The sequence below is a fragment of the Cobetia sp. BMC6 genome, assembly GCF_029991385.1.
GTDB lineage: Bacteria > Pseudomonadota > Gammaproteobacteria > Pseudomonadales > Halomonadaceae > Cobetia.
On record NZ_JAKUMF010000014.1, the window covers coordinates 22,616 to 35,455 of the forward strand.

A 12,840-nucleotide genomic window follows, 5' to 3' on the forward strand; every position below is an offset into this window, starting at 1 on the left:
CCGGGCGCTGGCCTCAGCGATATCCTCGCACAGGAATTTCACGCATACGAAAAAGGCCTGATGCATGGCATCAGGCCTTTCGAATTCTTGGTAGCGGGGACCGGATTTGAACCGATGACCTTCGGGTTATGAGCCCGACGAGCTACCAGACTGCTCCACCCCGCAACACTGGGTACTGCCTTTGCTCCAACTCTGACGCATCAGAAGTTGGTAGCGGGAACCGGATTTGAACCGATGACCTTCGGGTTATGAGCCCGACGAGCTACCAGACTGCTCCATCCCGCAACATCACGTTGGTGTCTGACTGGCAATCACCTTGATAGGCAACGACTTGTCAGTGGTAGCGGGGACCGGATTTGAACCGATGACCTTCGGGTTATGAGCCCGACGAGCTACCAGACTGCTCCACCCCGCATCAACGTGGGGCGTAGTATAAGGATATACAGTGCTGCGTCAACCGTTATCCCGTAATTGACGCAAACTTCTCGTGCCCGGTGAGTCGTCACCAACCCGTCTACGCATCTCGAGCGATTATCGGCATCTCGTGTGAGAGATCTGCTACATACATTCCCGCTGCATCCTGTCCATACTGAGAGTGACGCGCCTCGCACAGGCGGATGGCAGGCGTCACAGAGTGCACGATTGTCATCAGGCTGTTAGAGACACGGGTCATTGTTGTCGTTGCAGGCATTCTCGTTTTCTCAGGGCGGGGGTGTCCGCAGATTTGTCAAGCTGTGCCCAAGCCAAGGACACAGGACGTTCCAGGATTAGGGAGACACAATAAGATGACACAAACAGCACCCGTCGCATGGGTTACCGGTGGTACCGGTGGCATTGGTTCCGCCATCTGCCGCGAGCTGGCGAACCAGGGGTATCAGGTAATTGCGGGTTACAGGAACAAGGAAAAGGCAGAGGGGTGGCTATCGGAGCAGCGCGCTGCCGGGTTCGAGAACATCGCACTGTCCGGCATCGAGCTGGACAACTTCGAAGCCTGTCAGGCAGGCGTCAACGAAATCCGCGAGCGCTTCGGTCCGATCGCGGTTCTGGTCAACTGCGCTGGCATCACGCGTGATACCTCCATGCGCAAGATGAGCTATGAGCAGTGGCGCGAAGTCATCAACTGCAACCTCGACAGCGTCTTCAACACCTGCCGTGCCGTCATCAATGACATGCTGGAGCACAAGTACGGCCGCATCGTGAACATCTCCTCCATCAATGGCCGCAAGGGCCAGTTCGGCCAGGTCAACTACTCGGCCGCCAAGGCGGGCATGCATGGTCTGACCATGGCGCTGGCGCAGGAAACCGCGACCAAGGGCATTACCGTCAACACCCTGTCGCCGGGCTACATCGCCACCGACATGATCATGAAGATCCCCGAAGAGATCCGTGAATCAATCCGCGAGACCATCCCGGTCAAGCGTTATGGTCAGCCGGATGAGATCGCGCGTGCGGTCGCCTTCCTGGCCGACGAGAAATCCGGCTTCATCACCGGTGCCAACCTGGATATCAATGGCGGCCAGTTCATGGGCTGATGCTCTGCGCTGGAGTGAGCCAGTGCAGGGTCGGCACTCGGCTCCGCCTGGCGAGAGAATGAAAAAGCCCCCGTCTCGACAGAGGCGGGGGCTTTCCGTTGCCATGGTTTCAGTCTTGCGAGTGCATCATCACAGGTTCAGACGTCAGCGCTTCAGGCGTGCTGACTCAGTGATTGAACAGCGCATCGAAGCGCGGCAGTTCGGTCTGCCAGGCGTCCCAGTCCAGCGGCCCGTTGGCGAGCAGCGCATCCAGCACCTCATCCAGCTCTTCTTCACGCTCCATGCGCTCACCCAGCTGCTGGTTGATGCGCGCGACCTGCACGGTCAGGCGGCGTGACTCATCTTCGCTGCCCAGCGGGGCCTCGAACAGAATGGCCAGGTGAACACGCAGCTCGGCCAGGCGCTCGTTGGCGGCGCTGCAGTTGCTCGGCAGGGCCTGACGCATCTGGTTGCGCGCCGCATTGGCCTGGCGGCTGTTGTCGTCGAAGGCCGAGGTGTTCGGCAGCTCGACATCCTGCACGTCGCCGTTACGCGCGCTGGCATCCGCCACGGCGTGCTGTTCGAGCAGGTCACGCCATTGCTGCCATTCCTCGCGCAATTGCAGAGCGTGCAGTTCGTCCAGACGCTGCTCGCGACGCTTGAGAATGCCGGTCCAGCGACGACGCATGCCGTCGCCCCGCTTGCCGCGCGGTAGCGGGCCGAGGGTGTCGGCTTCCTTCAGGGCGTCATCAAGCAGGGCGGCGTCTTCCAGCGTCTCCGGCTCCCAGCTGTCGAGGCGCTCGATCAACGCCTGCCACTGATCCAGGCGTGCCTGCTCGCGGCTGTCGCGGTCTTCGCGGTCCTGATCGCGTGCGGCGAAGATACGGTCGCACGCCGCGCGGAAGGCGGCCCACAGGCGTTGTTCTTCGCCCTTTGGCGCGCGGCCCATCTCGCGCCAGCGACTCTGCAGGGCCTTGGCCTGTTCGGCGCGGGCACGTGCCGGCGTGTCCTCATTGGCCAGCGCCTCGACGGCCTCGACCAGAGCCTGCTTGGCGGCGGCGATCTGACCCGCGCGGCTGTCGATCAGCCCCTGCAGTGCCGTCAGCGCCTCGCCGAAGCGGTGTGACAGCTGGCGACCGGGGCCTGCGGGCACCGGCGTGTGGCGACGCCATTCCTCACGGGCGCGATCGCGAATCTGGCGCAGGGAGTCGGGGTCGGCATCGTCCATGGCGTTACCGTTGAGCGATTCAAGCTGCTCGCAGAGCGCTTCACGCATGGCCAGGTTGAGTTCACGCAGCTGCTTGCGCGATTCGCGGTAATCCCGCAGGCGCAGCTTGATGGCGTCAGAGGCGGTGCGGAACGCCTGGCTGGCATCGCGGCTGGCGGCCGCATCACCTAGCTCGCGCCATTGCTGAATCAGCTGCTGGTGCTGGCGGTCGCGCTGCTCATCGCTGATGTCATCGCGCTCGCTCAGGGTGGTGATGGCCTCGAGAAGCTGCTCGCGCTTGGGCGCCGCGACGAAGTTCTGCCAGTCACGGAGTTCGGCGACACGCGCGCCGAGCTGGCGCAGGCGTGTCTGGCGGGCATTGTCGAGCTGGCCTTCGGTGCGATCGCGCAGTGAGCGATGCAGGCGACTGGCCGGCTTTAGCTTGCCGGCATCGAGATCCGCTTCCAGGCGTGCCAGTTCGGCATCCAGTGCGTCCAGATCCAGGCTCGCCTTGCGCGCAGTGCCGTCGCCCTCGCGGGAGGCGTCAGCTGACTCTGTGTCTTGTGCAGGGCTTTCATCGAGCGCGTCCTGCTCTTGCGCTGCCTCTGCCGGTTCTTCCGGCTGCGCCGCGTTGATCGCCTGACGCACCGCGCTCAGGCTGGCGGTCTGCGGCAGACCCGCAGGCCAGGCCACCTCGCTTTCCAGACGACGCAGCTGGTCGATGTCATTGTCGACCAGCGCGGCATCCAACTCGCCCTGGCACAGCTGATGGCGATGCCAGGCATCGAGGGCATCCTGCAGCTGCTGTTGCAGGCGCTGCTGACGTTCGAGCAGTTCGGCCGGGGCCGAGAACTGGTCGGTCAGCTCGCGCCAGCGCTCTCCCTGCAGTCGGCGTTGGGCCTGCAGGCTGGCGAAGTCGTGATCATTGACGCAGTCGCGGCTGTAGAGGTCTGCCCGCGCCTGGTCCACGGCGCTGAGAATCTCTTCCAGGTGCGTGTTGAGGTTGGCGCTCAGGCGTTCATGGGCACGAATGGCTTCCTCGCGGGCCTCATGGTCGCTGATGACCTTGTGCGCCTGCTGGCGTGCCTCTTCGAAGCGCTGTTGAATCTCGTAGTCCGCGGCCGGCAGACGCTCCCACTCGCGCAGCAGCGAGCGGTAGCGCGAGGGCACGCTGTCTTCCCAGGCCTGACGCGGCAGCTTCTCCATCTGGCGCAGCAGGTTGTCGCGGCTGGCGGCCAGCGCGTCGGCCTGCTGGGCATCGGCACGGCGCTGGGCGAGGGTGTCGCGCGCCTGACGCTGCACGTGACGGTCCCGCTTGGCATCACGCACCAGACGCTCGAGGCCGGCCTGGCTGGTAATGCGGGCGGCAGCAGCATGGCGCACGGCGGCGATGGTGTTGTGGCAGGCCTGATGGATCAGCGTCTCTTCATCTTCCAGTCGGCTCAGTGCGGTCAGACGCAGTTGCTGGTTGTCGCCACGGGACGCCACGGCGGAGAGCAGTTCGCGATCTTCCAGGCGCGCGACCAGCTGTTCACGGCTCAACAGTGAGGGCGCATCCTGGCCGCCGCTCAACAGTTCGATCAGGCGCTCGCGTACCAGACCATCGGCGCGGTCGAGCAGCGGCAGCAGACGTTCGGGAGATTGCATGCGCGTCAGGGCGGCATGGCGCACCTCCAGGGCGTCATCTTCGAGAATCAGGGTCTCCAGGATCTTGCGCTGGTCTGGAATCTCCGGATCAAGCTGGTCAGTGGCAGCGGAGCGAATGGCAGGGTTGGCGTGTTGCCAGCGAGGAGTGAACAGGCGGCCAGTGAGGCGGGAGAGCAGTCCGGTCATGTGAGAGCGGTTATCCAGGCAAAAAATAGAGGGGCGCAACAATTGGCCGCACACTCGGCGGGTGCCATCGGGTGGGCACGACGGAGTGGGCGGAGTGACGGCGCATGAATTTCGTCACCCCGCTATCTTACCAGTCACAACCCCCCGTTGTGTGGTATCGCATGTCGATCGATGTGCCTTATTGCATGCGCGCGGCGGCGTGCGGGGCGAGCGGCGGCGGGTGACAGGTCGGCAAGGGAGCCACGTCGTAGGCACGCGACACCTGACAGTGCCTGCTGCTGGCCGTATCATCAGTTGCAGCACTGTGTTCGCTCACATAGTTTTGTACGTTACCGCTATGCCATTCAGTGTCTGTCATTCATGCTCGGCGCCTATCAAGCAGTCGCTGTGCCGTGTGCGACGGCGAGCTATGTTATTCAGGTGGCCTTTTTATTCGAGGGCCGCCTTGAGGATGCCGTGAACAGTACGTGCATCATCAAGAGTGTCGGAGGGCTTCGACACTCCTTACGCAACCGGAGTCAGGTCATGAGTCTCAGTACGGACAGGGCCCCTCAGGCCTTCACCTTCAAGGGCGGCATGCTGCCGATGACGGTCATGGAGCTGGTCAGCGGTGATCCGGAGCAGATCCGTGCTCAGCTGGCGAGCAAGCTCAGCCAGTCGCCGGCCTTCTTTCAACATACGCCGGTGGTGCTGAGCGTCGAGAAGCTCGACGAGCCGCATCTGGCGCTGGAGCGCATCTGTGCCGTCTGCCGTGGCCACAAGCTGTTGCCGGTCGCGGTGCGTGGCGGTGGAGACCCGGTGCGCCAGTCCGCCTGGGCGCTGGGGCTGGGGTGGTTCCCGCCGCAGGAGAATCGCGGGCGCTCCCTCGAGTCCGTGCCGCCGGTGGCCGCTGAGCCGATCGCCGAACCTGCCGAGACAGTCACGGACAGCGCGGCCGAGAAAGCGGAGCCGGCCCACGCCAGCAAGGTGTATCGCGGCACGGTGCGCTCGGGCCAGCAGGTCAGCGCACCGGAGGGCGATCTGGTCATCATCGGCGCGGTCAATGCCGGTGCCGAGATCCTGGCCGCCGGCAGCGTGCATATCTATGGCGCTCTGCGGGGCCGCGCGCTGGCGGGTATCCATGGCGATCGCAACGCCAGCATCTATTGCAAGGAACTGCACGCCGAGCTGCTCTCGGTGGCCGGAACCTACAAGCGGCTCGATGACATCGACAATCGCCTGCTGGGTGCCAATGTCGAAGTCGTGCTTGAACACGATCAACTCTGTATCGCACGACTCGGCTGATCTCAGCACTGTGTTCTGAACGATATCCAATATTTACAGGTGATCCTCGCTCGGCGAGGGACTCTCAGCAAGGAAGATACCTTTGGCCAAGATTATCGTAGTGACGTCAGGCAAGGGCGGCGTCGGCAAGACGACCAGCGCCGCCGCCATTGCCACCGGACTGGCTTTGCGCGGCAACAAGACCGTAGTGATCGATTTCGATGTGGGCCTGCGTAACCTGGACCTGGTCATGGGCTGTGAGCGCCGTGTGGTCTATGACCTGGTCAACGTCATCCAGGGCGAAGCCAATCTCAAGCAGGCTCTGATCCGCGACAAGCGCATCGACAATCTGCACATCCTTCCGGCTTCCCAGACCCGTGACAAGGATGCGCTGACGCTGGAAGGCGTCGAGAAGGTGCTCGACGCGCTGCGCGAGGAGTTCGATTACGTCATCTGTGACTCGCCGGCCGGTATCGAGCGCGGTGCCCAGCTGGCGATGTACTTCGCTGACGAGGCCGTGGTGGTGACCAACCCGGAAGTCAGTTCGGTACGTGACTCCGACCGCATCATCGGCCTGCTGTCTTCCAAGACGCGTCGTGCCGAGAATGGCGACACCCCGGTGCGTGAACACCTGCTGATCACCCGTTACCATCCGGCACGCGTCACCGGCGGAGACATGCTCAACCTGACCGATATCCAGGAAATCCTGTCGATCCCGCTGATCGGCCTGATTCCGGAGTCCGACGCCGTGCTGCGCGCGTCCAACCAGGGTGTGCCGGTCACGCATGACCAGAAGAGCGATGCCGGCCAGGCGTACGTGGATTGCGTGTCCCGCCTGTTGGGCGAGGAAGTGCAGTTGCGTTTCCACGAAGTCGAGAAGCGCGGTCTGCTGGCCAGAATGTTTGGAGGGGGGCGCAAGTGAAATTACTGGATTTTCTGAAGCGAGAGCGCAAGAAGACCGCCAATGTCGCCAAGGAGCGGCTGCAGATCATCGTCGCGCACCAGCGTAGCCAGCGTGACCAGCCGGATTACATGCCGATGCTGGAGCGTGAGCTGCTCGAGGTGATTCGCAAGTATGTGCAGGTCGACCAGGATGCCATCAACATCTCGCTGGACCGCGAAGACGACTGCTCGGTGCTGGAACTCAACGTCACTCTGCCGCGCCCCGGCGAGGCCTGAGTTCGCGGGGCGTCGGGTGCTTGCCACCTGAGGCGTTGCCGAGCGGGCAGCGCCTGCGACGTCCCGACCCAGCCCATGCCCATTGCCTGCCAGAGCACCGTGCCAGCCTCGCTGGAGACGGTGCTCTGGCACGTTCATTTTTCGACCGCCCGCGTGGAGACATCCTGTGGCAGAGCCCACCTTCCTGTGGCACGACTACGAGACCTTCGGCGCCGACCCGCGCCGTGACCGTCCTTCGCAGTTCGCGGCCATCCGTACCGATGCTGACTTCAATGAGATCGGCGAGCCGCTGACCCTCTATTGCAAGCCGGCCGATGACTTCCTGCCCCAGCCGATGGCGTGTCTGATCACCGGCATCACCCCGCAGCAGGCCGAGCGCCGCGGCATCCCCGAGGCCGAGTTCGCCGGGCGCATCAATGACGAGATGAGCGTGCCGGGGACCTGCACGCTGGGCTACAACAGCCTGCGCTTCGATGATGAAGTCAGCCGTCATCTGTTCTACCGCAACTTCCTCGACCCCTACGGGCGTGAGTGGCAGAACGGCAATTCGCGCTGGGACCTGATCGATGTCGTGCGCGCCTTCCATGCCCTGCGCCCGGAGGGCATCGAATGGCCCAAGCGTGAAGATGGGGCGCCCAGCTTCCGTCTGGAGCATCTGACGGCGGCCAATGGCATCGAACACGCCGGCGCGCATGACGCGCTGGTGGATGTGCGCGCCACCATCGCGCTGGCACGCCTGCTCAAGTCGCGCAATGCGCGACTGTTCGATTACCTGCTCAAGCTGCGCAACAAGCGCCATGTCGCCAGCCTGCTGGATATCGGCGCACGCAAGCCGATGCTGCACATCTCGCGTCGCTATCCGGCCTCGCGGGCCTGTGGCGCGCTGGTGGTGCCGTTGGCGGAGCATCCTTCGAATGCCAATGGCGTGATCGTCTATGACCTCTCGGTAGACCCGGCGCCGTTGATGGAGCTGTCACCGGAAGAGATACGTGCCCGTGTCTTCGCCAGTGCCGATGACCTCGCGGAAGGCGAGGAGCGGATTCCGCTCAAGGTCATCCATCTCAACAAGAGTCCGGTGCTGCTGCCGGCCAATGCGCTCAAGGATGTATCCGGGCCGCATGAGGGCGAATACGGCGAGATCGCGGCGCGCTTCAAGATCGACCCCGCCCAGTGTCGCGTGCACTGGAAATGGCTGAAGGACAACGCCGGTATCGGCGTGAAGGTGGCGCAGGTATTCGCCGAGGTGCCGCCGGCCGGGCCGGCTGATCCGGACTTGATGCTCTATTCCGGCGGCTTCTTCTCGCCCGCGGACCGCAAGGAGATGGAGCGGGTACGTGCCACCCATCCCGAGGCGCTGGATGATACGCCGTTCGCCTTCCAGGATGGCCGCCTCGAGGAGATGCTGTTCCGCTATCGTGCGCGCAGCTACGGCTACACGCTCAACTCCGCCGAGCGCGAACGCTGGGAGCAGTGGCGCTGGGAGCGCATGAACGATGAGCAGGTCGCGAGCCTGACCGTGAAGGGCTTCGTCAGCGAGATCCAGCGGCTGGCCCAGAGCGAACAGGACCCGGACCGCGTGCAGATTCTCGAAGAACTGGCGATGTACGTGGAAGGCATCATGCCGCCGCAGGCCTTCGGCTGATGACGGGCTAGCCGGCCCGCTGTGCTTGCCGGCAAGGCATGAATGAACAAGACCCCGACGCGGTCATTGAACTGCACCTCGTCGGGGTCTTGTCATTTCAGGCGCTCGTCCGGTGAGGGGCAGCGTCTGGTTTGCCCGTCAAGCCACTGGCGGGCCGTCGATGCTCAATGCTGAGCATTGCCACTGGCCTTGGCTGAGGGTGCCGCCAGGGTCGCGCCTGTCTCGGCGCGCGGCGCCTCGGGCAGCGGCGGCAGGTCCAGTTCGGTAAGGCGCTGGTCGAAGTCGCTGGGCGTGCCGGGGTCGAAGGCCAGTTCCAGCGCGCTGGAGGCATTCAGCTGCTGCCAGATGGCGCGGATATCCTGTGCGCTGACCTGCTCGACGGCCGCGACCAGTTGCTGGCGGCGGTCAAAGCCTGTCCAGCCGAAGCTCAGCTCGCTCCAGTTGCGCGCTGCCAGCTCGGACAGCTTGCGGGGCTTCTGGGTCAGGCTGTCGACGACGGCGTCGCGGTAGCTGGCAAGCGTGGCCTCATCCAATGACTGCACGCGGCTGTCGAAGCGGGTGAGGAAGGCATCCATGCGCGAAAACAGCGTCTTGCTGTCCCTGGACGGCGACTGCACCAGCAGGCTCAGCCCCGGCGCATCGAGCATGGGCGAATAGCGTGCGGAGACGATATAGCCGAGTTGCTCCTCAGTGCGCAGCTGGCTGTAGAAGGGGGCTTCGAGCAGCTGGCCCAGCACCGCGATGCGTGCCTGGGTCTGCAGCGTACGGTCCTTGCCCTGCAGGTAGCGCAGGGCGCCGGCATCGCCGCGTGTGCTGTCCGGACGCAGTACCGTGTGGTGGGTGGCCTGACGCACTTCCAGGTCTGGCACCGCATCACGAGTGATACGCGGCGCCAGCCCGTTGATCACCAGCTGTCCGGTCTCGCGGGCCTGGTCGGCGGTCAGGTTGCCGGTCACCATCGCCTGCACGTGCAGCTTGGCAAGGAAGCGCTTGCGGAAGCTGTCCAGTGACTGGGCGTCGATCTTGTCCAGGGCGGCCAGTTGTTGCTCGGCGGTGCTCGGCAGACCGACCAGCGCTTCACTGAGGCTGCGGCCCAGGCGCGTGTAGAGCGGTGCCTGAACGCGATTCTGCAGGCTGCGACGCAGGCGTTGAGTGATGCGCTCCAGGGTGGCGGGGGCCATCTCGCCATTCACCAGCTGGTCGAGCACTTCGCGCATTTCCGGCTGCTGACCATCACGCCAGCCACTGAACTGCAGCGTGATGCCACGCCCATGGGCGTAGACCAGCGCATCCTGCCCTGCCAGACGCGCCGGATACAGACGCGCGTTGAGACTGTCATTCAGCCACGCCGCCAGCACCTGACTCATGGCCTGGTCATCCACCGAGCGACTGACGTCGGGATTGAGCAGACCAAAACGCCATTCGGCCTTCGGCACACCGAAGCTCGCATCACCCTGATACCAGAGTTCGGCACCGGGCTCATCGATCAACTGGCTCGGCTTGGCGTCGGCCAGGTCGAGTACGCGGAAGTCCTTGGCCAGATAGGGGTTGGGCTTGGGCAACGCCAGCTGGCTGGCCAGGGTGTCGTCGCCGGCTGTCTGAGCAGCGGCATCCGCCGTCAGGCGCGTCAGGGTATAGGGCGCCTTGAACCACTCGCCCTGTTGATCCCCCTCCACCTGCGGGCCGGAGTAGACCTCCAGCAGGTTGTCGGGTGTCAGGCGAGCGAGGGTGTCCTTTATCAGGTCCGGATCGAAGTCCTGCATCAGGTAGGGCGCCGCCAGCACATCCTCGATCGGGTAGCGCGTCATCATCATCGCCAGATTGCTGGCCAGATTGACCGGTGAGCTGCGCTGCTGGAAGCGGAAGCTCTGCTCACCCAGCTGTGCCTGTTCGGTATAGCGCCAGTCGTTGATGCCCTCATCGCGGATCAGGGCCAGGTAGTCGAACAGCGCGGCACGGATCGCCGCCTGATGCTGCGCGCCTTCCGGGGTCAGGCTGATGTCGACGCTGAGCAGGGCATGCTCGCCATCACTGAGGCCACCGCCGGCCGAGAGGCCATCAGCCCAGCCCTTTTCCTTGAGCACCGCCAGCAGACTGCCTTCACCTTCATGACCGATCAGGTTGGCCAGGTAGCTGACCGGCTGCGATTGGTAGTGGGCGATCGGGTCGTCGATAGGGAACATGAATGACAGCTTGCGCTCCTGCTTGAGTGACTTGACCTCAAGGCGTGCCGGCAGTTCGTCACCGCTGGCCAGGGGCGTGTTGATCTCGGGACGCGACAACCCGCGATCTGGCACATCACTGAAGTTGTCACGGGCCAGCTGCTCGAGCGTTTCCAGCGACTGCGGTCCGACCAATGACAGGCGCATCACGTTGGCGCCGTAGTGGGCCTGATAGAAATCGACCAGACGCTGGCGCAGGCTACCGGCCTCGGTGTCCTTGAGGGTCTCGAGACTGCCGACGCTGAAGCGGTTGAAGGGGTGTTTTGGATTGAGGGCCGCTTCGACAGCCTCGTAGATGCGCCGGCCATCGTCCTGCAGGCGCGCCTGATACTCGGAATTGACCGCATGGCGCTCGCGATCCACGTAGTCGGCGTTGAACTGCGGTGCGACGAAGAAGCGCGCAAAGCGCGGCAGCGCTTCATCGAAGGCATCCGGGTCGATGTCGAAGAAGTAGTTGGTGTCCTGGCTGGCGGTGAAGGCGTTGTGCTGGCCGCCATGCCTGGTGATGAAGTCCTGGTAGGCGTCCGGCTTCGGGTAGCGATCGGTGCCGAGGAACAGCATGTGCTCCAGGAAGTGCGCCAGCCCCGGGACATCGTCGGGGTCCTGGGCGCTGCCGACTTCGACATCGACGGCGGCGGCGGCCTTGTCGGCCTTGGCATCACTGACCAGCAGGACCTTGAGGCCGTTGTCGAGGGTCAGGCTGCGATAAAGTCGCTGGTCGTTCTCGCTCTTGATGACCGGACTGGCCTGCTCGCCCCTGGCGGACGCCGTGCTTGAGGCGGAGTTGGCGGCCGGCGCGAGTGACGATGCGGGCGCAGAAGCCGGGCGGGTATCGGCATGGCTGATGGCCGGCGCCAGACCACCCATGACGATGGCTGCAATGGCCGTGCTCAGTGCAAGAGGGCGAAATCCTGAAGGCAGTGACATCTTCTCTCCTGATTCATGCCACCGCTGCTCGGGCAGGTGGCGCTGACTCGGTGATGGTTCTCATTGGGCGAACATGTGCGCGAGGCGATAGAGCGATGCAGTGCCACCATCGTCAATACGTGCCGTCGACGCAGGCGGATTCAGGTCAGCATCGGGCCGGTGGGGTGGGCGACGCTCCACTCCTGATGCTCGGGGTCGTTGACGAGGCGTGCGACCGGAAAGGCGGCCAGGCTGACGTTCGGTGTCAGCATGCTGCGGGCTGTCTCCAGCGGCGTCTCGGCATTCAGCCAGTCGCGTACCTGATGCGGCGCGATCACGGCGGGCATGCGATCGGTCAGGCGTGACGTGACCCCGGCGCACTCGACACTGATCAGCGCGAAGCTGTCGCGACCCTCGGGGGGGAGCCCCTCCATCAGGGGAGCGCTGAAGTGGCGCGTCCAGAGGGCGGCCAGCAACAGCGGAGCGCGGGTCGGGTGCGTGACCAGAAACGGCTGCTTCATGCGCGGTTGTTCCTTCCACACATAGACACCGCCGACGGGGATCAGTGCCCGTTGGCTGATGAACGACTCGCGGAACATGCGTCGCGTTTCCAGCGACTCTGCACGCGCCACGTGCGGGGCGTGGTCCATGATCTCCAGCCAGCTGGGTGTCAGGCCCCAGAGTGCCGGCACCAGCCGCAGGCTGGGGCCTTCCAGACGCAGCATCGAGGCGGGCATGCGCGGGGCGCGATTGGCACTGACCAGCAGTTCGCTGCGCAACTGGCGTTCGAGCGCGGGAGTCGCCAGCGACCCGAACAGTTCGTCGGGGGGCAGGTCAGCGGGGTAGGGGGGGATATACAGACGACCGGCCACGAGAATCCTTTGAGGCGATGAGGCGAAGGGAACATGCAGCGGCAGCTGCTGCCTGAGATGGGGTGTGGATCGCGCTGCACGTCACGCATGCCAGCATGCCACACCTTGGTGATGCTTGCGTTTGTGCTCAGTCTCGATATGCTGGACGGAAACACTGTTCGATTCAATGACTGATACGGGGTGCTCCAAGAGGTGCCCGCAAGGC

General features: G+C 64.2%; 8 protein-coding genes and 3 tRNA genes. 5 read left to right on the forward strand and 6 right to left on the reverse strand.

Annotated features, from left to right (window positions below):
- Positions 1-88: 88 nt before the first annotated feature.
- The 3 genes from MKZ40_RS16320 to MKZ40_RS16330 all read right to left on the reverse strand — a co-directional run bounded on the left by MKZ40_RS16320 (position 89) and on the right by MKZ40_RS16330 (position 415).
- A tRNA-Met gene (locus MKZ40_RS16320) sits at positions 89-165 on the reverse strand.
- A gap of 43 nt (positions 166-208) precedes the next feature.
- Positions 209-285 (reverse strand) — tRNA-Met (locus MKZ40_RS16325).
- Between the two features lie 53 nt (positions 286-338).
- Positions 339-415 (reverse strand) — tRNA-Met (locus MKZ40_RS16330).
- A 370-nt stretch (positions 416-785) separates the two neighbouring features.
- Here MKZ40_RS16330 and phbB point away from each other — a divergent pair.
- The gene (gene phbB / locus MKZ40_RS16335) at positions 786-1,532 is read left to right on the forward strand and encodes an acetoacetyl-CoA reductase (protein WP_043336510.1); all 747 of its coding nucleotides are present in this window, start codon (positions 786-788) and stop codon (positions 1,530-1,532) included.
- 166 nt (positions 1,533-1,698) lie between these two features.
- On the opposite strand, the gene MKZ40_RS16340 is transcribed toward phbB, so the two are convergent.
- The gene (locus MKZ40_RS16340) at positions 1,699-4,551 is read right to left on the reverse strand and encodes a DUF349 domain-containing protein (RefSeq protein ID WP_175090735.1); all 2,853 of its coding nucleotides are present in this window, start codon (positions 4,549-4,551) and stop codon (positions 1,699-1,701) included.
- A 525-nt stretch (positions 4,552-5,076) separates the two neighbouring features.
- On the opposite strand from MKZ40_RS16340, the gene minC reads away from it, so the two are divergent.
- The 4 genes from minC (at position 5,077) to sbcB (ending at position 8,635) form a co-directional block, all read left to right on the forward strand.
- Positions 5,077-5,835, forward strand: coding sequence for a septum site-determining protein MinC (minC, locus tag MKZ40_RS16345; protein WP_175090734.1), 759 nt, complete (start codon positions 5,077-5,079; stop codon positions 5,833-5,835).
- Positions 5,836-5,917: 82 nt separating this feature from the next.
- The gene (gene minD, locus MKZ40_RS16350) at positions 5,918-6,736 is read left to right on the forward strand and encodes a septum site-determining protein MinD (protein WP_175090733.1); all 819 of its coding nucleotides are present in this window, start codon (positions 5,918-5,920) and stop codon (positions 6,734-6,736) included.
- Positions 6,733-6,993, forward strand: a complete 261-nt coding sequence (gene minE / locus MKZ40_RS16355; RefSeq protein WP_043336475.1) for a cell division topological specificity factor MinE — start codon at positions 6,733-6,735, stop codon at positions 6,991-6,993. The genes minD and minE overlap by 4 nt, the downstream gene beginning before the upstream one ends.
- 166 nt (positions 6,994-7,159) lie before the next feature.
- Positions 7,160-8,635: an exodeoxyribonuclease I gene (gene sbcB / locus MKZ40_RS16360; protein WP_175090732.1), complete on the forward strand. Its 1,476-nt coding sequence runs from the start codon at positions 7,160-7,162 to the stop codon at positions 8,633-8,635.
- Positions 8,636-8,799: 164 nt separating this feature from the next.
- On the opposite strand, the gene MKZ40_RS16365 is transcribed toward sbcB, so the two are convergent.
- Complete coding sequence (locus MKZ40_RS16365) at positions 8,800-11,784, reverse strand: insulinase family protein (protein ID WP_175090731.1); 2,985 nt, start codon at positions 11,782-11,784, stop codon at positions 8,800-8,802.
- Between the two features lie 140 nt (positions 11,785-11,924).
- Entirely contained in the window at positions 11,925-12,635 is a 711-nt protein-coding gene (locus tag MKZ40_RS16370) for an SOS response-associated peptidase family protein (protein ID WP_282627968.1), read from the reverse strand.
- Between the last annotated feature and the right edge of the window lie 205 nt (positions 12,636-12,840).